At 59.9% G+C, this 24,285-nt stretch carries 19 protein-coding genes and 1 riboswitch; of the genes, 14 read left to right on the top strand and 5 right to left on the bottom strand.

Annotation, left to right across the window (positions count from 1 at the left end):
* Positions 1-327 precede the first annotated feature (327 nt).
* The 11 genes from codB to hemB all read left to right on the top strand — a co-directional run bounded on the left by codB (position 328) and on the right by hemB (position 9,887).
* Positions 328-1,572, top strand: coding sequence for a cytosine permease (codB, locus tag G5332_RS18290; protein ID WP_216952449.1), 1,245 nt, complete (start codon positions 328-330; stop codon positions 1,570-1,572).
* Positions 1,566-2,831 carry a cytosine deaminase gene (locus G5332_RS18295; RefSeq protein ID WP_216952447.1) on the top strand — a complete coding sequence of 422 codons (1,266 nt, stop codon included), beginning with the start codon at positions 1,566-1,568 and terminating at the stop codon, positions 2,829-2,831. The genes codB and G5332_RS18295 overlap by 7 nt, the downstream gene beginning before the upstream one ends.
* A gap of 95 nt (positions 2,832-2,926) precedes the next feature.
* Positions 2,927-3,304 (top strand): fluoride efflux transporter CrcB, encoded by a 378-nt coding sequence (crcB, locus tag G5332_RS18300; protein ID WP_005339378.1) that lies wholly within the window; start codon positions 2,927-2,929, stop codon positions 3,302-3,304.
* A gap of 65 nt (positions 3,305-3,369) precedes the next feature.
* A complete protein-coding gene (gene ubiE, locus G5332_RS18305; protein WP_005342396.1) occupies positions 3,370-4,122 on the top strand; it encodes a bifunctional demethylmenaquinone methyltransferase/2-methoxy-6-polyprenyl-1,4-benzoquinol methylase UbiE in 753 nt (250 codons plus the stop codon).
* Positions 4,123-4,130: 8 nt separating this feature from the next.
* Positions 4,131-4,739 carry a ubiquinone biosynthesis accessory factor UbiJ gene (locus G5332_RS18310; RefSeq protein ID WP_005339380.1) on the top strand — a complete coding sequence of 203 codons (609 nt, stop codon included), beginning with the start codon at positions 4,131-4,133 and terminating at the stop codon, positions 4,737-4,739.
* Positions 4,739-6,379 carry a ubiquinone biosynthesis regulatory protein kinase UbiB gene (ubiB, locus tag G5332_RS18315; RefSeq protein WP_005339383.1) on the top strand — a complete coding sequence of 547 codons (1,641 nt, stop codon included), beginning with the start codon at positions 4,739-4,741 and terminating at the stop codon, positions 6,377-6,379. The genes G5332_RS18310 and ubiB overlap by 1 nt, the downstream gene beginning before the upstream one ends.
* 42 nt (positions 6,380-6,421) lie before the next feature.
* On the top strand, positions 6,422-6,673 hold the full coding sequence (gene tatA, locus G5332_RS18320) for a Sec-independent protein translocase subunit TatA (protein WP_005339385.1): 252 nt from the start codon (positions 6,422-6,424) through the stop codon (positions 6,671-6,673).
* A 3-nt stretch (positions 6,674-6,676) separates the two neighbouring features.
* Positions 6,677-7,141: a Sec-independent protein translocase protein TatB gene (gene tatB, locus G5332_RS18325; protein WP_115522059.1), complete on the top strand. Its 465-nt coding sequence runs from the start codon at positions 6,677-6,679 to the stop codon at positions 7,139-7,141.
* Positions 7,138-7,893 (top strand): twin-arginine translocase subunit TatC, encoded by a 756-nt coding sequence (tatC, locus tag G5332_RS18330; protein WP_058058793.1) that lies wholly within the window; start codon positions 7,138-7,140, stop codon positions 7,891-7,893. Before tatB ends, tatC begins: the two co-directional genes overlap by 4 nt.
* 188 nt (positions 7,894-8,081) lie before the next feature.
* A complete protein-coding gene (locus tag G5332_RS18335; RefSeq protein WP_421249957.1) occupies positions 8,082-8,867 on the top strand; it encodes a TatD family hydrolase in 786 nt (261 codons plus the stop codon).
* Positions 8,868-8,870: 3 nt separating this feature from the next.
* Positions 8,871-9,887 (top strand): porphobilinogen synthase, encoded by a 1,017-nt coding sequence (gene hemB / locus G5332_RS18340; protein ID WP_005339394.1) that lies wholly within the window; start codon positions 8,871-8,873, stop codon positions 9,885-9,887.
* 83 nt (positions 9,888-9,970) lie between these two features.
* Here the strand turns inward: hemB and G5332_RS18345 are convergent, their stop codons facing one another.
* Both G5332_RS18345 and G5332_RS18350 read right to left on the bottom strand, forming a co-directional pair.
* Complete coding sequence (locus G5332_RS18345) at positions 9,971-13,477, bottom strand: hypothetical protein (RefSeq protein WP_421173150.1); 3,507 nt, start codon at positions 13,475-13,477, stop codon at positions 9,971-9,973.
* 168 nt (positions 13,478-13,645) lie between these two features.
* Positions 13,646-15,835, bottom strand: coding sequence for an immunoglobulin-like domain-containing protein (locus tag G5332_RS18350; protein ID WP_421173149.1), 2,190 nt, complete (start codon positions 15,833-15,835; stop codon positions 13,646-13,648).
* Between the two features lie 50 nt (positions 15,836-15,885).
* Positions 15,886-15,971: riboswitch (cyclic di-GMP riboswitch) on the bottom strand.
* A gap of 437 nt (positions 15,972-16,408) precedes the next feature.
* Here G5332_RS18350 and prlC point away from each other — a divergent pair.
* Together prlC and G5332_RS18360 are read left to right on the top strand one after the other, a co-directional pair.
* A complete protein-coding gene (gene prlC / locus G5332_RS18355) occupies positions 16,409-18,451 on the top strand; it encodes an oligopeptidase A (RefSeq protein ID WP_421173148.1) in 2,043 nt (680 codons plus the stop codon).
* Between the two features lie 204 nt (positions 18,452-18,655).
* Positions 18,656-21,202: a putative bifunctional diguanylate cyclase/phosphodiesterase gene (locus G5332_RS18360; RefSeq protein ID WP_216979821.1), complete on the top strand. Its 2,547-nt coding sequence runs from the start codon at positions 18,656-18,658 to the stop codon at positions 21,200-21,202.
* A 5-nt stretch (positions 21,203-21,207) separates the two neighbouring features.
* Here the strand turns inward: G5332_RS18360 and G5332_RS18365 are convergent, their stop codons facing one another.
* Positions 21,208-21,948 carry a substrate-binding periplasmic protein gene (locus tag G5332_RS18365; RefSeq protein ID WP_042081324.1) on the bottom strand — a complete coding sequence of 247 codons (741 nt, stop codon included), beginning with the start codon at positions 21,946-21,948 and terminating at the stop codon, positions 21,208-21,210.
* 76 nt (positions 21,949-22,024) lie between these two features.
* Here G5332_RS18365 and G5332_RS18370 point away from each other — a divergent pair, with 76 nt between their 5' ends.
* Positions 22,025-22,771 (top strand): class I SAM-dependent methyltransferase, encoded by a 747-nt coding sequence (locus G5332_RS18370; RefSeq protein ID WP_216952437.1) that lies wholly within the window; start codon positions 22,025-22,027, stop codon positions 22,769-22,771.
* A gap of 59 nt (positions 22,772-22,830) precedes the next feature.
* Here the strand turns inward: G5332_RS18370 and G5332_RS18375 are convergent, their stop codons facing one another.
* Positions 22,831-23,100, bottom strand: coding sequence for a Rho-binding antiterminator (locus tag G5332_RS18375; protein ID WP_266135500.1), 270 nt, complete (start codon positions 23,098-23,100; stop codon positions 22,831-22,833).
* A 25-nt stretch (positions 23,101-23,125) separates the two neighbouring features.
* Complete coding sequence (locus G5332_RS18380) at positions 23,126-24,103, bottom strand: DUF4382 domain-containing protein (RefSeq protein ID WP_266135501.1); 978 nt, start codon at positions 24,101-24,103, stop codon at positions 23,126-23,128.
* Positions 24,104-24,285: the final 182 nt, after the last annotated feature.

A 24,285-nucleotide genomic window follows, 5' to 3' on the forward strand; every position in this document is an offset into this window, starting at 1 on the left:
CTGATATGGCTCAGTCGGTAGAGCGCATCCTTGGTAAGGATGAGGTCCCCAGTTCGATTCTGGGTATCAGCACCATTAAATAGAAAGCCTCCCTGAAAAGGGAGGCTTTTTTGCATCTGTCATTTTTGTGATATCCCCTTACATTCCCTATTCCCACAACCCCCTCTGCTTGCAGCCGACACTGTTTATCTGCTGATTTGAGTCCCGGTGTGTTACTCATTTGACTGTTATTGATGGTTTTATCCAGAGATTTAACCATGATTGATTGACGTAAAACGTTTTACATGTAAAATCCGGCGCGTTTTGCCTATTACGTGGAGAAAGAGCATGGCGCAGGATAACGAATACTGTTTGGGGGCGGTACCCGCCAAAGGGCGCAAAGGTGTGCTGTCGTTGATGCTGGTGATGCTCGGCCTGACCTTCTTCTCTGCCAGCATGTGGACCGGTGGTGCGCTGGGCACTGGGCTGGTGTTCGATGACTTCATCAAGGCGGTACTGATCGGCAACTTGCTGCTGGGTATCTACACCGCTTGTCTCGGTTATATCGGTGCCTCAACCGGTCTCTCTACCCATCTGTTGGCGCGCTACTCGTTTGGGGTGAAAGGTTCCTGGCTGCCATCCCTGCTGCTGGGTGGCACTCAGGTCGGCTGGTTTGGCGTGGGCGTGGCGATGTTTGCCCTGCCGGTACAGAAGGCGACTGGGATCGATGTGAACTGGCTGATCGCCATTTCGGGCATGTTGATGACGGTGACCGTCTACTTCGGGATCTCCGCCCTGATGGTGCTGAGCTTTGTGGCCGTGCCGGCCATTGCGCTGCTCGGCGGTTACTCGGTCTGGCTGGCGGTGACCTCGACCGGTGGCATGGCGGCGCTGCAGCAGGTACAACCGACCAATCCTATCGAGTTCACCACGGCGCTGACCATGGTGGTCGGTTCCTTTATCAGTGCAGGAACTCTGACCGCCGACTTTGTCCGATTTGGTCGCAAACCCTGGGGCGCCGTCATGATTACCATGGTGGCGTTTTTTTTGGGCAACACGCTAATGTTCGTCTTCGGCGCAGCCGGTGCGGCGGTGACAGGGCAGGCCGATATATCGGAAGTGATGTTGATGCAGGGTTTACTGATCCCCGCCATTCTGGTGCTGGGCCTCAATATCTGGACCACCAACGACAACGCGCTCTATGCCTCCGGCCTCGGTTTTGCCAACATTACCGGCCTCAAGAGCAAGCCGCTCAGCGTGATCAACGGCCTCATCGGTACCGCTTGCGCCCTCTGGCTTTACAACAACTTTGTCGGCTGGCTGGCCTTTTTGAGTACGGCAATTCCGCCGATCGGTGGCATTATCATCATGGATTTCCTGCTCAATCGTGAGCGTTACCGTCAATTTGCCGATCAGCAGTTCGAGACGGTGCGCTGGCAGGCGCTGGTCGCCACGGCAGTCGGGGTGGCTGTCGGCAAGTGGCTGCCGGGCATAGTGCCACTCAACGCGGTATTGGGCGCCGCCTTCACCTATTTCATTCTGGTTCGCCTCACCCAGCGGCCGGTTCTGGTACAGGAAGCTAGCAAATGCTGATTCAACATATTCGTTTGACCGATCGGGAAGGGTTGTGGCAGCTCCGTTGTCAGGATGGGGTCATCACAGCCATCGAACCCCATGACGAACATGCCGTCGCCGGTCGGGTGCTGGACGGGGAGGGCGGTCTGGCGATCGCTCCCTTTATCGAACCCCACATTCACCTCGATACCACCCAGACAGCGGGCGAGCCGAGCTGGAACCTCTCCGGCACCCTGTTCGAGGGGATCGAGCGCTGGGCCGAGCGCAAGGCGCTGCTGACCCATGAGGATGTGAAACAGCGCGCCATCCAGACGCTGAAGTGGCAGATCGCCAACGGCATCCAGTTTGTCCGTACTCACGTCGATGTCTCCGATCCCAATCTGGTCGCGCTCAAGGCGATGCTGGAAGTGCGGGAAGAGATGAAGGAGTGGGTGGAGCTGCAGATCGTCGCCTTCCCGCAGGAGGGGATCCTCTCCTACCCGAATGGCAAGGCACTGCTGGAGGAGGCGCTCAAGCTGGGTGCCGACGTGATTGGTGCGATCCCCCACTTCGAGTTTACCCGGGAATATGGGGTCGAAAGTCTGCATTACATCTTCGATCTTGCCGAGAAGTATCAGGTTTTGGTCGATGTGCACTGTGACGAGATCGATGACGAGCAGTCCCGTTTTATCGAGACGCTGGCGACCCTGGCCTACGAGCGGGGTATCGGTCATAGAGTCACCGCCAGTCACACCACCGCCATGCACTCCTACAACGGCGCTTATGCTTCCCGCCTGTTCCGGCTGCTGAAGATGGCGGACATCAACTTCGTGGCCAATCCGCTGGTGAACATTCACCTGCAGGGACGGTTCGATACCTATCCCAAACGCCGCGGCATTACCCGGGTGAAGGAGATGCTGGAGGCGAACATCAACGTCTGCTTCGGTCACGACGATGTGTTCGATCCCTGGTACCCCATGGGCACCGCCAACATGTTGCAGGTGTTGCACATGGGGCTGCATGTCTGCCAGATCATGGGCTACGAGCAGATCAACGACGGTCTGAAGCTGATCAGCAGCCACAGCGCCCGCACCCTGAACGTGCAGGATCGTTATGGCATAGAGGTGGGCAAACCGGCCAACCTGTTGATCCTGCCTGCCGACAACGGCTTCGATGCGGTGCGCCGTCAGGTGCCGGTGCGTTACTCGATCCGCCACGGCAAGGTGATTGCCCAGACCCGCCCGGCCCAGACCGAAATCGTGCTGGGTGAGCCAGAGCCCATCGATTTTCGCCGCTGAGATTTCAATCAGGCTGGATGACGATTAGTTCCGCCTCTGGGCACAAGGGCCGCCATTGCGACATAATGGCGGTCTGACCCTGAGGGAGTGACACCATGCAAACCTGGTTCTATGTTGCTGCAGGGGGCGCCATCGGCGCCTGCCTTCGTTTTGGGATTGCCGAACTGATGGCCTTGCTGCTGGGGCGCCACTTTCCTTACGGGACTCTGGTGGTCAACGTGGTGGGCTCTTTCATCATGGGGGTAGCGTTCGCCCTCATCAGCCACGGTCATGTGGTAGAACACCCGATGAAGCCGCTGCTGATGGTGGGGATCCTCGGTGCCCTGACCACGTTTTCTTCCTTTGCCCTCGATACGGTAGTGCTGGCTCAACATGGAGCCTATCTGAAAGCGCTGCTCAATATCGGTCTCAATCTCTTCCTCTGTCTGGCCATGGTGGTGCTGGGCATGCAGTTGGTTGCGAGCCGGGTTTAAGGTGTCCGGACGCCAGTGGCTCTGGTAAACTGGCGGCCATTCTTTGCTCTATGGGTGTTTAAGGGATGTCAGAACAAGCAACGACAACGCATTTTGGCTTTAAAACCGTGGCCGCGACCGAGAAGGAAACTCTGGTAGCAGGTGTCTTCCATTCGGTGGCAGCCAAGTATGATCTGATGAACGATCTGATGTCGTTCGGCATCCACCGCCTGTGGAAGCGCTTCACCATCGACTGTTCCGGTGTGCGCAAGGGCCAGAAGGTGCTGGATCTGGCCGGAGGTACCGGTGACTTGACCGCCAAGTTCTCCCGCATCGTCGGCGAGACTGGTCAGGTGGTGCTGGCGGATATCAACGATTCCATGCTGAAAGTGGGCCGCGACAAGCTGCGCAATCTGGGGGTCGCCAACAACGTCTCCTACGTGCAGGCCAATGCCGAGGCGCTCCCCTTCCCGGATAACCACTTCGATGTGATTACCATCGGTTTCGGCCTGCGCAACGTCACCGACAAGGACAAGGCGCTCGCCTCCATGTTCCGGGTGCTCAAGCCGGGTGGCCGTCTGCTGGTGCTGGAGTTCTCCAAGCCGGTCAGTGAAGTGATCGCCAAGCTCTATGATCTCTACTCCTTCAAATTGCTGCCGAAAATGGGCGAAATTGTCGCGAACGACAGTGAAAGCTACAAATATCTGGCAGAGTCCATCCGCATGCACCCGGATCAGCAGACTCTGGCAGGCATGATGGAAAATGTCGGTTTCGAGCAGGTGGAGTACTTCAATCTGACTCAGGGTGTGGTCGCCTTGCACCGCGGTTACAAGTTTTAAGGTTGCCTATGCCGATGGATGCCATGGTCACCGCGGTGATCGAAACCAGCCTCAACCAGTTGCTGGCGCTGGACAAACAGAGCCCGGAGCGGCTGCGCAAACTGGTGGGCAAGGTGCTCAAGCTGGAGCTGCGTGAACTCAAGCCGCTCTGGTTCGTCTTCTCCGAGCGTCGACTGGATGTGCTGGCCCAGCATGAAGGGGAGGCCGATGCGGTGCTCAGCCTGTCGCTGACCGCCCTCGGTCTGCTGAAAGACCCGTCCGCTCTGACCCGCTATATCCGCGAGGAGAAGCTGGATCTGAGCGGTGATCCCCAGCTGGTACAGGCATTCAGCGTGCTGCTGGGTGAGCTGGATATCGACTGGGAAGAGGAGCTGTCGCGCTATACCGGCGACGTGCTGGCCCACACCTTGTTCAGCGGTGCCCGTCAGGCGCGTCGCCTGGTCGGTCGCGAGCTGTGCCGCACCCGCAGCCAGCTGGCGGAATATCTGACCGAAGAGGCCCGCCTCGCCCCCGGCCCGCTGGAAGTGGCTAGTTTCAACGATGACGTCGAGGTGCTGGCCCAGCAGCTCAAGGCCGTCGAACTGCGGCTGGCCCGCTTCGAACAGCAGGTGACCTGATGACCCCGAAGGAGTTCAAACGCCTCTATCGCATCATCACCATCCTGCTGGAGCAGGGCATCGACGAACTGGTGCCCGCCCGCTATCAGCCCTGGCCGGGTCGTCTGGCCCGTCGTTCCCTGTTCTGGCTCAAGAACAAGCAGCCGGATCTCAGCCGCGGTGCCCGCATCCGCCTCGCCTTCGAGGCTCTTGGCCCCATCTTCATCAAGTTTGGCCAGATGCTCTCGACCCGCCGCGATCTGCTGCCGCCGGATATCGCCGAGGAGCTGGCCCTGCTGCAGGACAGGGTGCCCCCCTTCTGTGGTCAGGCGGCGCGCCAGCAGATCGAGCTGAGCCTGGGTTGTCCCATCGAAACCCTGTTTGATGACTTTGACGAGACGCCGCTGGCGTCGGCCTCCATCGCGCAGGTGCATACCGCCCGCTTGAAGGAGAGTGGCCGCGAGATCGTCATCAAGGTGATCCGTCCCGACATCGAGCCTGTCATCGAGGCTGACCTGCGGTTGATGCAGGCGCTGGCCCGTCTGGTGGCCCGCTTCGTGCCCCAGAGCGCGCGGCTGCGCCCCATCGAGGTGGTGGAGGAGTATCGCAAGACCATCCTCGACGAGCTGAATCTGATGCGCGAAGCGGCCAACGCCATCCAGCTACGCCGCAACTTCACCGGCTCCGAGGCGCTCTATGTGCCTGAAATCATCACCGACCTCTGCCGCGAGCAGGTGCTGGTGATGGAGCGCATCTACGGTATTCCGGTCTCCGATATACCGGCGCTGGAAGCCAACGGCACCAACATGAAGCTGCTGGCCGAGCGCGGGGTAGAGGTCTTCTTCACCCAGGTGTTCCGCGACAGCTTCTTCCATGCCGACATGCACCCGGGCAACATCTTCGTCTCTTACGAACATCCGGAAAACCCGCTCTGGATCGGCATCGACTGCGGCATCGTCGGTACCCTCAATCGGGAAGATAAACGCTATCTGGCGGAGAACTTCCTCGCCTTCTTCAACCGCGACTATCGTCGGGTGGCAGAGCTGCACGTGGAGTCGGGCTGGGTACCGGCAGACACCAAGGTGGACGAGTTCGAGTTCGCCATCCGCACCGTGCTGGAGCCCATCTTCGAGAAGCCGCTCTCCGAGATCTCGTTCGGTCACGTGTTGCTCAACCTGTTCAACACCGCGCGTCGCTTCCATATGACGGTGCAGCCACAGCTGGTGCTGCTGCAAAAGACCCTGCTCTATGTGGAAGGATTGGGGCGTCAGCTCTACCCGCAGCTCGATTTGTGGCAGACCGCCAAGCCGTTCCTCGAAAACTGGATGCACGAACAGGTAGGGCCCAAGTCGGTATTGAACGCCATCAAGGAGAAGGCGCCATTCTGGGCCGAGAAGCTGCCGGAGCTGCCGGAGCTGGTCTATGAGACCCTGCGTCAGACCCGTCATCAGCAGCGTCATTTCGACCAGATGTTTGCCGAGTTCCGCCGTCACAGCCGTCGGCAGGGGCAGGCCCGCTACCTCTTAGGGGTTGGAGCCAGCCTGCTATTGGCGGGTGTATTCTTGCTGACCCAAAAACAACACATTGAGTGGGGACAAGCCAGTCTCGCCGGTGCAGCCCTCTGCTGGCTGGTCGGCTGGTTGCGAACCCGTTCCCATTAATCAACAACCGCGCCGTCAGGCGCCTGTTCTGGAGAGAAAATCATGGGTGGTATCAGTATTTGGCAATTGTTGATCATTGCAGTCATCGTCGTGCTGCTGTTCGGTACCAAGAAACTGCGCGGCATTGGCGGTGATCTGGGCGCGGCGGTCAAAGGGTTCAAGAAAGCCCTCTCCGACGAGCCGGCTGATGCCAAGGCCGAGCAGAAAGATGCCGAGTTTCCCCCGAAACAGCTGAACGAAGCGGCCACTCAGAGCAGTGAGACCGCCAAACAGAAAGACAAAGACCAGGCCTAAGCCATGTTCGATATCGGTTTTTGGGAGCTGGTCGTTATCGGTGTGGTAGCACTGGTGGTACTGGGGCCCGAGCGGCTGCCGGTTGCCATCCGCACGGCTACCCACTGGATCCGCCTCATTCGTTCGACCGCGAACTCGGTCAAGTCCGAGCTGGAGCAGGAGCTCAAGTTGCAAGAGCTGCATAACGACCTCAAGAAGGCGGAACAGTTGCAGATGAGCAACCTGAGCCCCGAGCTGCAGGAGTCCATCGAACAGCTCAAGGCGGCGGCCCAGTCGGTCAATCGCCCCTATCAGGTAGAGAACGAGATCCGTCCGCCGCGCCCCGAGCCGGTCGCCCAGGCTGAGCCTGCCACGCCGGTGGAGCCTGCGGTGCAACTGAGCCACGACGTGCCGCCGGTCAATAGCCAGCGAGAGAGTGAGCCGGTGCCGGTCAGCGACTCCGCAGTAAAAGGGGAGGTGAAGTCATGAGTCAGGCCGAACAACCCCTGATCAGCCATCTGGTTGAGCTGAGAACCCGTTTGCTGCGCTCCATTACCGCCATCCTCGTGGTGTTTCTGGCGCTGATCTACTTCTCCAACAACATCTACGACTTCGTGGCCCAGCCGCTGCTCAGCCAGCTGCCGGAAGGGACCAGCATGATCGCGACGGATGTGGCGACCCCCTTCCTGACGCCGATCAAGCTGACCCTGGTGGTCTCCTTCTTCGTGGCGATCCCCTATCTGCTCTATCAGGCCTGGGCTTTTATCGCCCCCGGTCTGTACCAGCACGAACGGCGCCTGATCATGCCGTTGGTGGTCTCCAGTGCCCTGCTGTTCTATGCGGGCATGGCGTTCGCCTACTACGTGGTGTTCCCGCTGGTGTTCGGTTTCTTCACCAGCACAGCACCCGCAGGGGTGACGGTGGCGACCGATATCGCCAGCTATCTGGACTTTGTACTGACCCTGTTCTTCGCGTTCGGGGTGGCGTTCGAAATTCCGGTGGCCACCATACTGCTCTGCTGGACCGGCGTGACCACACCGCAAAACCTGAAGGAGAAACGTCCCTACGTTATCGTCGGGGTGTTTGTGGTCGGCATGCTGCTGACGCCCCCTGATGTCTTCTCCCAGACCCTGCTCGCCATCCCGATGTGGGCGCTGTGGGAGATAGGTCTGTTCTTTGCCCGCTTCTACGTGAAGAAAGAAGATGAAGAGCAACAGGAACAACCGGATGGGGAGAGCTGAGGCACTGTTCGTCACCTGTTTGCCGGACGGCGAGAGGATGACGACGTCCGCAGGAATAGCAGAACGAGGGGAGCTGAGGCTCCCTTCCTCTTTTCATGCTCCCGTTCGAGGCGTATGGTAAGACCCCATTCGGTAGATGGTTTTCAAATACCTGATATGCATTCCTTTTGTTCGGAACGTCTCATCCCATGATCGATATCGGCTTAAATCTGACCAGCAGCCAGTTCGCCGGTGAACAGCCTGAGCTGGTGGCCCGTGCCCGTGCCGCCGGGGTGGAAGCGCTTATCCTCACCGGTACCGATCTGACTGGCAGCCGCGAGAGCGCCGAGTTGGCCGCCCGCTGGCCGGGCTACTGCTTCTCCACCGCCGGGGTACACCCTCACGATGCCAAGAGTGTCGATGAGGCGACCCTGCCCGCCTTGCGCGAGCTGGCAGCCTTGCCGCAGGTGGTGGCTATTGGCGAGTGCGGTCTCGACTACAACCGCGACTTCTCCCCCCGCCCGGTGCAGGATGCGGTATTCGACGCCCAGCTGGCACTGGCTGCTGAGCTCCGGATGCCGGTGTTTCTCCACTGCCGCGATGCGCACGCCCGTTTTATCGAGATCCTCCGTCCCTGGTTGCCGAAACTACCGGGAGCCGTGCTGCACTGCTTCACCGGTTCCGACGAGGAGCTGGACGAGTGTCTGGCGCTGGGGCTGCATATCGGGGTGACCGGCTGGCTCTGCGATGAGCGCCGTGGTCAGCTGCTGCGCGAACAGGTAGCGCGTATTCCGGCCGGTCGGCTGATGATCGAGACCGATGCCCCCTATCTGGTGCCGCGGGATCTGAAACCGCGCCCGAAACGCAATGAACCCGCTTTTTTGCCGCACATCGCCCAAGTGGTGGCGGCCTGTCGTGGTGAAGCGCCCGAGGCCTTGCTGGCCCATACCCGGGCCACCTCCGCCGCGTTCTTCCAACTTCCTCTCCAGGAGTGATTCATGGCTACAACTCTTCCGGGCGCCTTTCCGGGCCGCCGCCTGCGCCGTCTGCGCAAACATGATTTCAGCCGTCGTCTGGTGCGCGAGAACGTACTGACCGTCAACGATCTCATCTATCCGGTGTTTGTGCTGGAGGGGGAGAATCGCCGTGAAGCCGTTCCCTCCATGCCGGGGGTGGAGCGTCTCTCCATCGATCTGCTGCTGATCGAGGCTGCCGAGCTGGTGGAGCTGGGCGTACCTGCCATCGCCCTGTTCCCGGTCACCCCGCTGGAGAGCAAGAGCCTGATGGCGGAAGAGGCCTACAATCCAAACGGACTGGCCCAGCGCACCGTGCGTGCCCTCAAGGCCCGCTTCCCGGAGCTCGGGGTCATCACCGACGTGGCGCTCGATCCGTTCACCACCCACGGGCAGGACGGCATTATCGATGACGAAGGCTATGTGCTGAACGACATCACCACCGAGATCCTGATCAAGCAGGCGCTCTCCCATGCCGAGGCCGGGGTCGATATCGTCGCGCCGTCCGACATGATGGATGGCCGCATCGGCGCCATCCGCGCCGCGCTGGAAGAGAATGGCTTCATCAACACCCAGATCATGGCCTACTCCGCCAAGTACGCTTCCTGCTACTACGGCCCATTCCGCGATGCGGTTGGCTCTGCCGGCAACCTCGGCAAGAGCAACAAGGCCACCTATCAGATGGATCCGGCCAACAGTAACGAAGCCCTGCACGAAGTGGCGCTGGATATTCAGGAAGGGGCCGACAGCGTGATGGTCAAGCCGGGCATGCCCTATCTGGACGTGGTTCGTCAGGTGAAGGATCAGTTCGGCGTGCCGACTTTCGCCTATCAGGTCAGCGGCGAGTACGCCATGCACATGGCGGCGATCCAGAACGGCTGGCTGAAAGAGAAGGAGACCATCATGGAGTCCCTGCTCTGCTTCAAGCGGGCCGGGGCCGATGGCATCCTCACCTACTTCGCCAAGCGCGTAGCGCAGTGGCTGAAGGAAGATGCCCGTTAAGCCGGGTTGAAGAGATAAACGAGAGGGGGAGCCGATGGCTCCCCCTCTGTCGTTATGGCTCTCTTTTGGTCACGAGCGGATGATTACAGCTTGATCCAGGCATCGCTCCAGTGGCTGCCGGTACCCGGTGCATAGTGGCCGGTCGAGCCGCCACACCAGCCGCTGTAGGGCCAGGGTTTGCACTCGTAGTCGCCACCGGCATTGCTGACCCGTTCGCCACTCTGATAAGCGGTGCCCGCAACATAGGTCGGGTAGCTGCCGTTACCACCGTCACTGTCACCACCCGGTGCCTGTTCCACCAATGCCAGGGTGAAGCGGCGCTCGAAGCCCTGTTTGCTCCCCTCAGCCATGCCCGCCAGCAACAGCTCGTAACTGCCAGCCGCTAGGCCAGACTGTGCCAGCTGCAGGGAACCCTGACCATCGATCAGGGCGCTGCCGGTGGCGACCGGATTGCCATCCTGCAACAGGGTCGCGGTGACGGTCACCGGGTTGGCGGTGGTCAGCGTCAGGCTGAAGTCGAGCGCGCCGTTGACGATGAGATATTCGGACGCCAGATCGGTGACGGTGAAGTCACTGCTGCTACCGGTCGTGGGCAGGATGAAGTCCCCGCTCAGGTAGGTCAGACCGGTCCAGCCAGAGCTGGTCAGCCAGTGTTTGCCATTGGTCTGATAGACGTTGGGCAACTGGGTGCACTGGTTGTTGTCATTGACGAAGCCGATACCGTAAAAGCCCGCCACATTCTTGTAGCAGAGCTGGCGACCATTCTGGTGCAGTACTGGCTGATCCAGCTTGCCCTTGTGGTGGAGTGACAGCCAGTCAAACTGGTTGATGGCCGAGACCAGCGGCACAAACTGGCCATCGGGCTGACGATAGCGGATCAGGGAACCGGCATCACAGAGCAGACCCTCAGCCTGCTGTTCTACGTAGCCGTAGTACTGCTCGCCATCCTGGAAGGTGAACCGGCAGAGATTGCCTTTCTCCGACTCTTTGGGGATCCAGCCCATCAGCAGTCGCTCCTGATTGGTCAGGGCCGCCAGCTGCCCGGCACTGAAGTCGCTGCCGTTGGCTACCCAGCCTTGCGGCATGGCAGAGAATTGCATGAAGTAGTGGTCGGTATAGTACATGTGGCTGTCAGCGCGATGCTTGCGAGCCCCCTGGCTGACCGAGTTGTAGCGATAGATGTCGTTTTCCGGCTTGTGGAAGCCGTTGAGATCATCGTCCAGATAGGGCAGGTCGCCCTTGCGGATATGGTAGTTGGCCATGCCCGTCATCAGGGGATGCCAGCCATGGCTGCCACGGGCAAACGCGCTCTCATGGCTGTAGGACTTCCCATCGAAGCCGTGGCCAAATTCGTGGGCAATGATGCCCCAGCTGCCGTAGTAGTGGCTGACAAAGTTAAAGGTATCGACCCCGGTGATGCCACCACTCCCCAGCCCGCCCCCCATGGCGGTGATCCCTAGGTTGAGGTAGGGGCGCGTCATCAGGCTGTGGTAGTAGTAGTCATAATCGGCTGCGGTAAAGATCCCGTTCGGCACATAGCTGTTGCCGCCATTGCCGAACATCTCGTAGCCGTTTACCGCCTTGAAGTTGTACCAGACGTGTTTGAACTCCTCGGTCGAGACCATGTAGGCCAGGTTGGTGGCGATGATTAGCCATTCGCGGGCGTAGAGGGCATTGATGGGGCGCCAGGAGCCGCTGGTGTTGGTGGCGAAGCGCACGTTCCAGCTTGGCTTGAGGCGTGCCAGCTTCTGGGCAAACGGATCCGAGCTGGAGCTGAACCTGTGCTCGAACTGGGCAGGCAGATTGATGCTGTTGTCGAGCAGGTTGTTGAGATCAAACACGCCATCGCGGCTGGCGCTGTTGAAGCGTCCCTGCTCGCCAAAGGCGCTCAGTGGCAGGGTGATTTGGGCATAGGCGGGCAGGCGATCGAGCTGGCCCAGGATCAGCCACTTGTTGATACCGTTCAGGCGTGACTCGATATTGATGTCATGCAGCTCTCTGGCGGCATAGTTGGTGATGCGCACCGTGTCGTTATCAAGCAGCTCGGTCTTGACCAGCGAATTGATGTTGACCGAACGCTGGGCGCGATCGATCAGCACCTCGTAGGGTTCGTCATTGCGCAGTATGTAGCTGACTGCGGCCGGCATCAGCTGATCGAAGATCAGCGGGCGAGCCGGCAACTGCTCGTCGGCCGTGAAGCTGATCTCCTTGCTCAGCAGCTGGTTGAAACCCAGGCCACGCTCGTTGGCGGTGACAAGCGCCGAGCCCGCCAGCTGGAGATCTTTCAGCGCCGCCACGGGCTGCTGGTTGATCTCCCGAACAGTAAAGGTCGGGTTCTTGAACTGAAAGTCGTTGGCGATCAGGGTATCGGCATCATGCCACTCGATGCGGTCCTTGAAGTTCACCACCAGCCGATCGCCATCCATGTCGATTTTTTGCAGATTGCTGTCGGCGATCACCTGCTCAGGCGCCAGCGGTGTGTTGCTGGCGATGGCATCAGCCAGTTTACGCAGGTCATAGATGTAGTAGTTTTTGCCGGCGGTGTGGGCCAGGAGATAGTCACCCACCTGATGGAGTTGCACCAGACGGTGGCTGTATTTTCCTTCAAAGGCGAGCCGACCGGCGATGGGGGTTTTGAGGCTGTTCTCCGGCGTCACATCCTGCTGGCGGTAGACCTTGATCTCGCTCAGCGCATCGGCCACCAGCACGTAATCCTGATTGGCAAAGACGGCCTGGGTGCGGTGCAGGCTGTTGCTGCCGGAATCCCGACCGGTTCCCAGGGTGGTGACATAGCGATGCTCGTCGGCCAGATCGAAGATATCGACCCGGTGCGAGTAGCGCGAGACCACGTAGAGCAGGTTGTTGCGGACAAACAATTCACTGACCTGGTTGTAGGCCGTGGCACTGCCGGTTTCGGTGCCGCGGATCTCGCCAATCTGCTGGCGGCTCGGGATATCGATAATGGCCACATGGCCCGGATTGCCGTTCTGGCTGACATAGAGCCGATCCTGATAGCGCTCGACCGCCGTGATCAGGCTGGCGTCCAGCCCCAGCTGGGCGGCCGTCAGCTCCTCACCTTTGTCCAGATATTGCAGCGAGGTGGCAAACGAGTTGACGCTGCAGGAGCTGGTCTCCATCACCACCCGGGTGCGTTCGCCATTCTGGATCTGGCCGTGGGGGAAGTACTCCAGCAGACAGCCGTTGCCGTAGTCATAGTTGCCAAAGCGCTTGTTGACCGCTACGACCCCACCGTCGTACCAGGTCAGCTCCCACTCCTCATCGAAGAAATCAAAGACGTTACGAATGGCTGTTTCGTCGAAAAAGTGGGGTTTGGGCAGATCGAACAGGATGTGGTTATCCGCTGTCAGCGGGTAGAGCAGGCCGTTGATGGCAAGGTGGCGCTTGCCATCCTTGATGATCACGTTCTGCTCGTCAGCCGCACTCTGATGCAGCGCGGCGAGACGCGCCGTCATCTGCTCGTAGTGCTCCTGATAGGTTTGTTTGAAATAGGCTTGTTCGCGCTCATCGGCCACGACATGGGCCGACAGCAGCAGTCCGAGCAGGGTGGCAAGCTTGGTGGTTCTTGGCATGGTGATTTCCTTATCTTGGTTGTTGTTGGACGTTTTTGGGTGCTTGGCAAGCATGTAAAAGAGAGGGGCTAACCCGTCCGGGTCAGTGCATCCTGCCCATCGGCAGCGTGGCCGACGGGCAGGATATGGGCGGGGGCCTGTCGGCCTCCGTTAGTGGTTGGGGCAAGGTCAGAGTTTGATCCAGGCATCGCTCCAGGCGCTGCCGGTACCCGGCGCATAGTGGCTGGTCGAGCCGCCACACCAGCCGCTGTAGGGCCAGGGTTTGCACTCATAGTTGCCACCGGCATTACTGACCCGATCACCGGCCTGATAGCTGGTGTTGGGGGCGTAGGCCGGGTAGTCACCCTCGCCACCGCCGCTGCTCTCTTCGGTCAGCGCAACCGGGAAGCGCTGCACCACCGGCTGCTGGCCGTCAGCCAGACCGGTGATGACTACTTCGTAACTGCCATCGGTGACATTGCTGCCCTGCAAAACCAGCGAGCTGGTGCCGTTAACCAGACTGGTGGTGTTGCCATAGCTGCGGCCGTTCTGCCCCAGAGTCGCGGTGATCTGCACCGGGTTGGCGGTGGTCACGTTGAAGCGGATGCTGACCTGACCGTTGACGATGGTGTACTCGCTCGCCATGGCGCTGACGGTGAAGTCGCTGCTGCCTTCGGCGGGTGGCGTTGTGCCGCCGCAGTCGCTGTCGCCCTGTACGCGCCAGACGCCCCAGTCACCCGTGGTGCCCGGCTCTTCGTTCTGGGTCCACCAGCCTGCCAGCCAGTTCTTGCCGTTGTGGCTGACGATGTCGCCGCCCACGTAGACCTTCTTGGCATCCCAGCTGTTTTCACAGACGGCGCCCTGCTCCCTGATGGTTACGTTGCGCTGCTGGGTTACCTGCTGACCGGCGCTGTCGCTCACCTGATAGGTGAGGATGTAGCGGCCGACCTTGCTGCTGTCGACGTTGCCGCTGACCTTGATTTGGGCGGTCAGGTCGCCATCTTCCTCATCGTGGGCGCTGACGCCGCTCATCGGATCGAAGGGGGTACCCAGCTCCAGCGTGGTGTCGGTGACTCCGCTGAATACCGGCTTCATGCTGTAGACCTCGATGGTACGTACCTGCTCAGTGACGTTGTTATCGCGATCGCTCACCTTGTAGGTGAGGGGGTAGAGGCCGATGCGCTGGCTGTCTACCGAGCCTTCCACCTGGATCTGGCCAGTCAGGTCGCCATCTTCCTTGTCGTTGGCGCTGACACCTGCCAGCGGATCAAAGGCGGTACCCTGCTTGATGCGGGTATCGCTCAGGCCGCTAAACACCGGCTTGCCGTTGTCGACCGGCGGCGTGATCTCCTGATCGTGGATGAAGGGGCCGTAGCTCTTTATGAAGGATTCGTTGTAGGAGTGACCGGCGGCGTTGCGGCCCATGTCCCAGTTGATGGACCAGGTCATCACGCCACGCAGCGGTTGTCCCTCGCTCTTCAGGCGGTTGAAGGCGTTGTAGAGCTTCTGCGGATCCTGCACATAGCCGGTGGCGGCGGCGTCGATGTTGGTCGGAATGCCGAACACCAGCTTGTCATGGGGGATCTTGTAGAAGCCGCGGGTACCGTTGCTCAGCGAATCCGCCATGTAGTAGATGAACTCTTCTTTCAGGGCATCGTTGTTCTGGGCAATCCAGCCGATGCCATCGATATAGATACCGTCGCCACCCTGGTTGTAGAACTGGGGATTGATCCAGTCGTAGTAGCCTTCCAGATTGCGGATATAGGGGATGTAGGCGCCAGTCTGGGTCAGATAGGGGAACTCCGGCGCCATGGTGATGAGGAAGTTTTTCCCCTGGGCGCGGTAGTGATCCTTGACCAGCCGCAGGGCCGCCGGGATCACGGTCTGGTTGTCGGCGGCAGTGATGGCGGCCTGTTCCAGGTCGATATCCAGCCCGTCGAAGCCATAGGTCTCCACCAGACGGATGATCTCGTCGGCAAAGGCCTGCTCCTGACCCTTGCGCAGCTCGATGTGCGCATCGGCACCGCCCAGCGCCAGCAGCACGGCACGGCCCTGACGGTTCAGTTCGGCGATCTGCTCGATAAACTGGCTTTCGCTCATGCCGATGGCCGGGTCGAGTTTGAAGGTGGGGATGGGATCGCTGCCATACACCTTCATGAAGGAGACATCGACCACGTTGTATTGCGGGTTGACCTGATCGAGCTTGACGCAGGGGGCGATACCGCCCTTGTAGCCCGAGCCGTCACACCAGTTGTGCCAATAGCCGACCACTACGCCGGACTGGGGGTTGACCATCGCCTGACCGGCACTGGCGGCATATGCCATGGGGGCGCCCATACCGAGCAGGCAGCCAAGCAGGGATAATTTGAGTTTGTTCATCGTCTCTCCGTACGGTGCAGATGGGGCGTCGGTTGTGACCGGACGTCCCCGGGGGCAGCCCCGCTGTCATAGGTGTTTTCCCTTAGACCGGTGGCTTTGCGTCGCGCCCTTTCGGGTCACTTTGCCTTTTTCACCCGATTTCTGTGCAGCACAGAGAATCAAGTGACCTGCATGGCAGGTTGCCTATGATAGATGCTTGAAAATAAATTAATCAATAGTTGGTTTTGATTCTAATTAACTGAAAAATATTGATAATTTGTTACAGTTACCACATTTTGTCCGTTTCCATGATTGAGCATGACGGTACTTGGCTGGCAGCTATGGCGCCGGTAAATGGCGACTTTTTGCCCCTTGAAAGTAGCGGTAAGAGCCAAAAAAGGCCCACAGATTCATTCTGTTACTGGCTGTTGATAGCAAAACTACAGCAACGGCAGAGATCCGGGTCGCAATGGCTGGAAAAGTACAGGGTTGCGGCGGATTCCCGCTTGATTATTGCGTGGCTTGGCCACATGTTAGAAAGCCATACAGAGCTGCTAAAGCGGTCTGTTCAAGACCAAACAAGAGGTAACCGGGATGAATAACCCTTTGCTGACAATGGATTCGCTGCCCCCTTTCAGCCAGATCAAGCCGGAGCAGGTTCAGCCTGCCGTGATTCAGGCGATTGCTGACTGCAAGCAGAAGATCAGCGATGTGCTGGCCCAGCGTGATCCCCATACCTGGGATAGCCTGATTGCCCCGCTGGAAGAGGTAAATGACCGTCTGTCACGGATCTGGTCACCGGTCAGCCACCTCAACTCCGTACTCAACAGCGAAGCGCTGCGCGAGGCCCATGATGCCTGCCTGCCGCTGCTCTCCGAATTCCAGACCTATGTTGGTCAGCATGAAGGGCTCTATCAGGCCTATCTGGCCCTCTCCCAGAGCGATGATTTCCCGCTGCTGAGCGGCGCCCAGCGCAAGGAGATCCAGAATACCCTGCGTGACTTCCGCCTCTCTGGCATCGGTCTGCCTGCCGAGGCGCAGCAGCGCTACGGTGAAATTCAGGCCCGCCTCTCCGAGTTGGCCTCCCGTTTCAGCAACAACGTGCTGGATGCGACCCAGGGCTGGCACAAGCTGGTGGCCGATGAGGCCGAACTGGCCGGTCTGCCCGAGAGCGTGCGTGCCGCGGCCCGCCAGATGGCTGAACTTAAAGGCAAAGAGGGGTGGCTGTTCACCCTGGATATCCCTTCCTACCTGCCGGTGATGATGTACGCGGACAACCGCGAGCTGCGCGCCGAGATGTATGAGGCCTTCACCACCCGCGCCTCCGATCAGGGCCCCAATGCGGGCAAGTGGGACAACTCCGCCATCATGAGCGAGCTGCTCACCTTGCGGCGCGAACTGGCCCAGCTGCTGGGCTTTGCCAACTATGCCGAGCTCTCCCTGGCCACCAAGATGGCGGACAAGACCGAACAGGTGGTGAGCTTCCTCACCGATCTGGCGGCCAAATCCCTGCCACAAGGCAAGGCTGAGCTGGAGGAGATCCGCACCTTCGCCGCCGAGCAGCATGGTCAGAGCGAGCTGGCAGCCTGGGATCTCGCCTACTACGCCGAGAAGCTCAAGCAGCACAAATTCGCCATCTCCGACGAGCAGCTGCGCCCCTACTTCCCCGCCAGCAAGGTGGTGAAGGGGCTGTTCGAAGTGGTGAAGCGGGTGTTCGGCATGAAGGTGCGCGAGCGCCTCGGCATCGACACCTGGCACCCGGACGTGCGCTTCTACGACATCTTCGATGCCGACGACGAGCTGCGCGGCAGCTTCTATCTCGACCTCTACGCCCGCGAGCACAAGCAGGGCGGGGCCTGGATGGATGTCTGTCTGGGTCGTCGCTACCGTCAGGATGGCTCGCTGCAAAAACCGGTGGCCTACCTGACCTGCAACTTCAACGGCCCGGTGGATGGCAAGCCTGCGCTGTTCACCCACAACGAAGTGGTCACCCTGTTCCATGAGTTTGGCCACGGCATTCACCACATGCTGACCCGCATCGATGTGGCCGGTGTCGCCGGTATCAACGGCGTGGCCTGGGATGCAGTGGAGCTGCCGAGCCAGTTCCTCGAGAACTGGTGCTGGGAGTCCGAGGCGCTGGCCTTTATCTCCGGCCATTACGAGACAGGCGAGCCGCTGCCTGCCGATCTGCTGGAGAAGATGCTGACCGCCCGCAACTTCCAGGCGGCGATGCAGATGCTGCGCCAGCTGGAGTTCGCCCTGTTCGACTTCCGCCTCCATCAGGAGTTTGATCCGGCCAATCCGGCGCAGCTTCCGGCGCTGCTGGATGAGGTGCGCAGTCAGGTGGCAGTGATGACGCCACCGGCGTTCAACCGCTTCCAGCACAGCTTCTCCCACATCTTCGCGGGCGGCTATGCGGCGGGCTACTACAGCTACAAGTGGGCCGAGGTGCTCTCTGCCGATGCCTTTTCCCGCTTCGAGGAGGAGGGGATCTTCAACCCGGCGACCGGACAATCTTTCCTGAAGAATATTCTGGAGAAGGGGGGATCGAAGGAGCCGATGGAGCTGTTCCGAGCCTTCCGTGGTCGTGAGCCCAAGGTGGATGCTCTGCTCAGACACAGTGGGATTGCCGCATGAGGCTGATGGCCACGACTGCACAGAGCCTCAAGCAGATACATTTTTGAGCCATAGTGGGATCAAGACGTGATTTCTGCGATAAAAAGGGACCTTTTGGTCCCTTTTTTCAAGGCTTTTTAATATCTTGCTGATTGCATATTTGCACAGCCTACGGCTCTTCAGTAGAGTCGTGTTCTAACCTTCAAGGAGAGAAAGCCACTTGCCATGAGGCGAGCACTCGATTCCGTCTGTCAAATCATCTCCAGTCTGGCTCACTCGAGCGGTCAGGGATATTTCGATACCTTTGTGAGTGAAATCGCCGCTGCTGTGATGGCTGATGTCGTCCTGATCGCCAGCAGGGAATCAAATGCTACCCACCTGACGGTTCAGACCGTCTATCCCTCCTCCCTTGACACCGATGCCCTGACGCTGCCACTGACTGACTCTCCCGATGCCATTACCTGGCAGGAGGGGGAAGCCTGGTTCAGCGATCGTCTGCTTCAGCTCTTTGCCAACGTTCCCCTTGCACAGGAGTGGCAACCTCAGGCCTATGCCGGGATTGTCCTCAGGAATGCAGATGGCGAGACCATAGGTATCTGCGCCCTGCTTTATCGTCAGCCGCAGGCCAATATGAGCAAGGTGATGGGGTTGCTCCGGTTGCTTGCTCCGTTGGCGGGTCGCGAGCTGGCGCTGATGCTGCAACGACAGCTGCCCTCCCCTCTGCCTGAACCGTCCCATGCATTGCAGAGCATGCTGTTCCAGGCTCCGGTGGGGATCGGCAAGCTGGACCTGGCTGGCCGTATCCTCTGGGCCAACCCGGCCATCGAGCAGATGCTTGGTTATCCCCTCGACGAGTTGCTGCAGCGATCCATCTCCGACATCAACCATCCCGAGGATTGGCAGGGCAGCCTCGTTTGCTACGAAGAGATCCGCCGTGGCGAGCGCAGCAGTTTCACCCGGGAGAAGCGCTACTTCTGCAAGGGGGGGCAGATCTTGTGGGGGCGGGTAACCGTCACCCTGATCCGTGACAAGCAGCAGCAGCCGGACTACCTGATGGTGCTGCTGGAGAATATCGATCCTCTCAAGCGCCATGCGGAGCAGCTCAAGCTCTCCCACCGGGTCTATGACAATCTCTCCGAGGCGATCCTGGTCTGTGATGCCGATAGCCGCATCATCTCGGTCAATCCGGCCTTCGAGCAGATCACCGGCTACAGCAGTGACGAGGTGCGAGGCCAGCGCCCCAGCCTGCTCAAGTCGGGGCTGCACGATCAGACCTTCTATGCCGACATGTACCATGCGCTGGAGCGGGTGGGGGTATGGCGTGGTGAGGTGTGGAACAAGCGCAAGAATGGCAAGCTCTATCCACAGCAGTTGATGATTAGCACCCTGCGGGAAGGTGGCAGGATCAGCCAGTACATCGCCATCTTCAGCGACCTCTCCCAAACCAAACTGGCCGAACAGAAGATCGCCGCACAGGCCAACTATGACAACCTCACCAGCCTGCCCAACCGCTGGCTGTTCAGTCGCTGTCTCAGCCGCTTCTGCGAGCGGGGCGAGCGCTTCGCCCTAATGGTGCTCGACCTCAACAACTTCAAGGCGGTCAACAACAGCATGGATCACCATGCCGGTGACGCCCTGTTGCGGGAGGTGTCGGACCGGCTGGTGAGCCGGGTGCGCACCGAGGACCTGGTGGCCCGCATCGGTGGTGACGAGTTCGCCTTTCTGGTGCCAGGCATCGTCACCCGTCGTCAGGCCGAGGTGTTTGCCAAGCAGGTTATCGGTAGCTTTACCCGTCCCTTCATGCTGGCCAACCAGCATCTCTATGTTACGGCAACCGTGGGGATGACCCTCTGCCCCGTCGATGGTAGCGAGAGTGACGAGCTGCTGCGCAACGCCGAACAAGCGCTGTTTGCCGCCAAGCGGCAGGGGCGGTTGATCGGTACCTACTGCTCCTCAATGCGGGAAGAGGTGCGTCAGCGCCACCAGATGCAACAGGATCTGGCGGAGGCGATCAAGCTGGAGCAGTTAACCATGGCCTACCAGCCGATCTGGGACAACCGCAGCGGTCGGGTCGCCAAGCTTGAGGCGCTGGTGCGCTGGTATCACCCCCAGTGGGGACAGGTGTCGCCAGCCGAGTTTATCCCGCTGGCGGAAGAGGCGGGGTTGATTCAGGGGCTGGGTGCGCTGGTGTTGTGGCAATCATGCCGGGATCTGGCTCGGTTGCAGCAGTCCGGCTTCCCTGATCTGCAGATGTCGATTAACCGCTCCACCATGGAGTTCCAGACTATCGACCCTGAGGCGAGCGAGTGGCTCAAGGTGATCCAGCACTTCGGGCTCGATCCTGCCGACATCGTCATCGAAATCACCGAATCTCTGCTGATGGAGAGCAGTGATCAGCACAGGGTGCGGATCGATGCCCTGCGCGAGGCGGGTTGCAAGCTGGCTATCGATGATTTCGGTACCGGCTACTCGGCCCTCAACTATCTGCGCTCTTTCCCGGTGGATCTGGTCAAGATCGACCGCTCTTTTGTGCGCCATATCCCCTTCAACGAGCAGGATCGGATGCTGCTGGACGGCATCATCAACATAGTGCACAACCTCGGTATGCAGGTGGTGATTGAGGGGGTAGAAACCCGCGAGCAACTCAACTTCCTCTGTCAGAAGGGATGTGCCTTCACCCAGGGTTATCTGCTCAGCCGCCCGCTGGCCTATGACGATCTCACCGAATATCTGCAGCTCAATGACAAGGGGATGTTTCTGCAGATCAGTTAGGGGGTTTACTCCTTCGATGTCATCTGTTCCTGTTTGGTTTTCAATGTCCGGTAATCCTCGCCGAGATAGCGCAAATAGATGCGATCCAGTACTCCCTCATCCTGCATCTGTTGCAGCGCCTTGTTGTAGGCAGGCAGCAGGTCAGCCTTCTGTTTGCCAAAACAGAGGTAGAGTGGCGTCGAATCGATAAAGGGGGTGAGGGCGCGGATCCTGACGTCCTGCTCTCTCGACAGAATGGGGGCAGAGAAGTAGTCCAGGATGATCATATCGACCCGGCTCTTTTCCAGCATCAGGAGCAGCTGTTTGTCGGAGTGAACCTTGATGGGCTCCCAGCCGGTGAAGTTCCTGATCTTGGCCGTGTAGTCATACCCCCTGACCATCCCTACTTTCAGCCCCTTGGCCATCTCCCACGAGAAGTTCTGTAACGGACTGTCGGTACGCACATAGGCGGCCAGCGGATAGAAGGCGGTGGCAAGGTCAGAGTGATAGCAACCGGGGAGAGGGGCGTTGTCGAGAATGCCATCCGCCAGCTGGGTGCTGACATATTGCTCGCAGCGTCCCCAAGGCAGTTCAAGCAGGGTGAGGTTCATGCCAAGGCGGCGCGCCACCTCTTGATGGATCTCCACCGAAATGCCCTCTTTCAGGTTGCCCTGTTCGGCATAGGAAAAGGGAGGCCAGTCTACGCCGCAGACCTTCAGGTTTGTGCCGCTCTGGGCGGCGAGGAGCAGGGCAATGAACAGGTTCATGGGATTTCCTCCCTACAGCGACTTGAAGGGGCTGTGGTACACTCGGTTCACTGAACTTAGAACGCATCCAAAGACCATGCAAATCCTCCTCGAAGACCCCGCCAAGGCCGCGCAGGCAGACGCGCTGGCCAGCCAGCTTGGCCAAATCGACCTTCCCCTGTTTGCTCTGGTGTTTACCCCGGAGCGGCTGGAGTTGCGCAAGCTGGATGAGCCCAAGCTGGGGGCCGTCTATGTGGATTTCGTCGAAGGGGCCGTCGCCCATCGCCGCAAATTTGGCGGCGGTCGTGGCCAGTCCATCGCCAAGGCAGTGGGGCTCAAGGCCGGCGCCACACCGACCGTAGTGGATGCCACTGCCGGACTGGGGCGTGATGCCTTCGTTCTGGCTTCTCTTGGTTGCAAGGTGACCCTGATCGAACGCAGCCCTGTGGTAGCCGCCCTGCTGCAGGATGGTCTGGCTCGAGCCGCCGAAGACCCGGAGATTGGCCCCTGGGTGCGCGAGCGGATGCAGTTGCTGCACGGCCCGGCGGTGGAGACCTTGCTAGGGCTAACCGAGCGGCCTGACGTCATCTACCTCGACCCCATGTTCCCCCACAAACAGAAGTCGGCGCTGGTGAAAAAAGAGATGCGGGTGTTTCAGTCGCTGGTGGGGCCGGATCTTGACGCCGATGCCCTGCTGCCGGCGGCGCTGAAGATGGCACAAAAGCGGGTAGTGGTGAAGCGACCGGACTATGCTGGCTGGCTCAATGAGCACAAACCCAGCATGGCTATCGAGACCAAGAGCAACCGCTTCGATGTCTATGTGATGGCGGCGCTGGCGGGATAACGCCGCACGCGAGGGGTAAAAGAAGAGGGCCAACCCGATGGGGTTGGCCCTCTTGCCATCTATTGGCCGTCTGACTGGGCTGGTGGAGCGAAGCGGATCAGCTTCTCCTCTCCCTGCCAGCTGAATCTCATGGTCGCCAGATCCGCCAGACTGAGTTGCTCGCCGCTGTGCAGCTGGAGATACTCTACTCCATCGCGGGCCTCTATGGTGCGGATCCGATCCGCCCACTGACGTCCGTCCCGACTGGTCAGCGCGACCGGCAACTGCCAGCTGGCGGCGATCTCCAGCCAGTCGTAGAGATCGCAACTGATGGGTTGGTAGGTGTTCATGTGCGGGTTGCCCTCTTGTCGCCGGTTACTGGAAATTGATGATGGTGGCGGGCGCCACCACCGCCTGGGCTTTCTGCACCTGTTCCAGTTGCAGCGGGTCGCCAGCCAGCGCCGGATCGTCCTCGTGGCCATTGCAGACCAGCGCCAGATCGTAGCTACCGAGATTAACAAATCCCAACTCGTAACCAAAGCCGCCACCGCTTTGCGGCAACACGGGCGCGCTGGCATAGAAGCCGTTGTCGCTGTCCGCCATGTCGGGGTAGTTGTCGTCACTTCTGGGTTGGTAGAAGTAGACGAAAGCCTTGTCGGTCAGCAGGCCGCCACACAAGCCAGCTGCTACCGTGCCCCTGACGATGGTGACCTGGGTGTTATTCACCAGCCGCACCCCTCTGGGCTTGAGCTTGTAGTACTGCTCGTGGCCGGGCAGCACCATGGCCTGGCGCAGGTCGAACTCGGTGGTGAAGGCGCTGAGGCCGTTTGCTGCGATGGTGAAGGCATCCAGCTTGAGCTCGCTGCTTGGCACTTCCAGCGGCTTGATCCCCCCATCATCCCGTTTGACGTAGGAGTAGGGGGTGCCATTCAGAAATTGGTTGCTGACCTCCCGTCCATCCAGTATCCGCAACCTCATCTGGCTGTAGTCACCGGGCATCACGCTCTGACCGGACAGCAGGGGGCGACTGGCGGATCCTTGATAACTCAGCAGGTCGATGTAGGTGAACTGCGGCCGGTCTGCACTGTCGAGCGGTATCGTCTCGCCGCTCGGGGTGCAGCCATCGTCCTGGGCCGAGGTGAGAAAACTGGCGGTGGTCCAGATCTGTTCGTTGCCGGCGACGGGGTGGATGCTGATGTTGGCGACGGCGATGCAGACCTTGCTGACCGCATCCACCGGGGCGTCGGAGAAGGCCAGCGAGAGCTGGGCTGGTTGTGGTTGGCTATTGCTGTCGCCACCACCGCCGCAGGCGGTGAGCAGGGTGGTCAGTCCGATCAGAGTCAAGGATTTCATGGCGTCCATTCCGGTTGGTTATGAAGACACCCCAACTCTAGTCGAACGTTGGTCATGAAGGGGAGGCTGGGCCCAGACGCAAGGGCGGGATCTGCCCGTCAGCCCAATAACATCAAGGTGCAGGCCTGAGTAGCACCAGTGTTGGCTGCGAAAGAGATTGTCGGAACGCCGGGGCACTGATT

The sequence above is a fragment of the Aeromonas sp. 603757 genome (assembly GCF_049171255.1).
Taxonomy (GTDB): Bacteria; Pseudomonadota; Gammaproteobacteria; order Enterobacterales; family Aeromonadaceae; genus Aeromonas; species Aeromonas veronii_A.

Excerpts from the sequence above, each read along its gene's own strand:
- G5332_RS18295 (WP_216952447.1), top strand. The coding sequence starts at position 1,566 with ATGCTGATTCAACATATTCGTTTGACCGATCGGGAAGGGTTGTGGCAG.
- G5332_RS18310 (WP_005339380.1), top strand. The coding sequence starts at position 4,131 with ATGCCGATGGATGCCATGGTCACCGCGGTGATCGAAACCAGCCTCAAC.
- G5332_RS18335 (WP_421249957.1), top strand. The coding sequence starts at position 8,082 with ATGATCGATATCGGCTTAAATCTGACCAGCAGCCAGTTCGCCGGTGAA.
- tatC (WP_058058793.1), top strand. The coding sequence starts at position 7,138 with ATGAGTCAGGCCGAACAACCCCTGATCAGCCATCTGGTTGAGCTGAGA.
- G5332_RS18350 (WP_421173149.1), bottom strand. The coding sequence starts at position 15,835 with ATGAACAAACTCAAATTATCCCTGCTTGGCTGCCTGCTCGGTATGGGC.
- G5332_RS18380 (WP_266135501.1), bottom strand. The coding sequence starts at position 24,103 with ATGAAATCCTTGACTCTGATCGGACTGACCACCCTGCTCACCGCCTGC.
- G5332_RS18345 (WP_421173150.1), bottom strand. The coding sequence starts at position 13,477 with ATGCCAAGAACCACCAAGCTTGCCACCCTGCTCGGACTGCTGCTGTCG.
- tatA (WP_005339385.1), top strand. The coding sequence starts at position 6,422 with ATGGGTGGTATCAGTATTTGGCAATTGTTGATCATTGCAGTCATCGTC.
- G5332_RS18375 (WP_266135500.1), bottom strand. The coding sequence starts at position 23,100 with ATGAACACCTACCAACCCATCAGTTGCGATCTCTACGACTGGCTGGAG.
- hemB (WP_005339394.1), top strand. The coding sequence starts at position 8,871 with ATGGCTACAACTCTTCCGGGCGCCTTTCCGGGCCGCCGCCTGCGCCGT.
- ubiB (WP_005339383.1), top strand. The coding sequence starts at position 4,739 with ATGACCCCGAAGGAGTTCAAACGCCTCTATCGCATCATCACCATCCTG.
- G5332_RS18370 (WP_216952437.1), top strand. The coding sequence starts at position 22,025 with ATGCAAATCCTCCTCGAAGACCCCGCCAAGGCCGCGCAGGCAGACGCG.
- tatB (WP_115522059.1), top strand. The coding sequence starts at position 6,677 with ATGTTCGATATCGGTTTTTGGGAGCTGGTCGTTATCGGTGTGGTAGCA.
- codB (WP_216952449.1), top strand. The coding sequence starts at position 328 with ATGGCGCAGGATAACGAATACTGTTTGGGGGCGGTACCCGCCAAAGGG.
- G5332_RS18365 (WP_042081324.1), bottom strand. The coding sequence starts at position 21,948 with ATGAACCTGTTCATTGCCCTGCTCCTCGCCGCCCAGAGCGGCACAAAC.
- crcB (WP_005339378.1), top strand. The coding sequence starts at position 2,927 with ATGCAAACCTGGTTCTATGTTGCTGCAGGGGGCGCCATCGGCGCCTGC.
- ubiE (WP_005342396.1), top strand. The coding sequence starts at position 3,370 with ATGTCAGAACAAGCAACGACAACGCATTTTGGCTTTAAAACCGTGGCC.
- prlC (WP_421173148.1), top strand. The coding sequence starts at position 16,409 with ATGAATAACCCTTTGCTGACAATGGATTCGCTGCCCCCTTTCAGCCAG.
- G5332_RS18360 (WP_216979821.1), top strand. The coding sequence starts at position 18,656 with ATGAGGCGAGCACTCGATTCCGTCTGTCAAATCATCTCCAGTCTGGCT.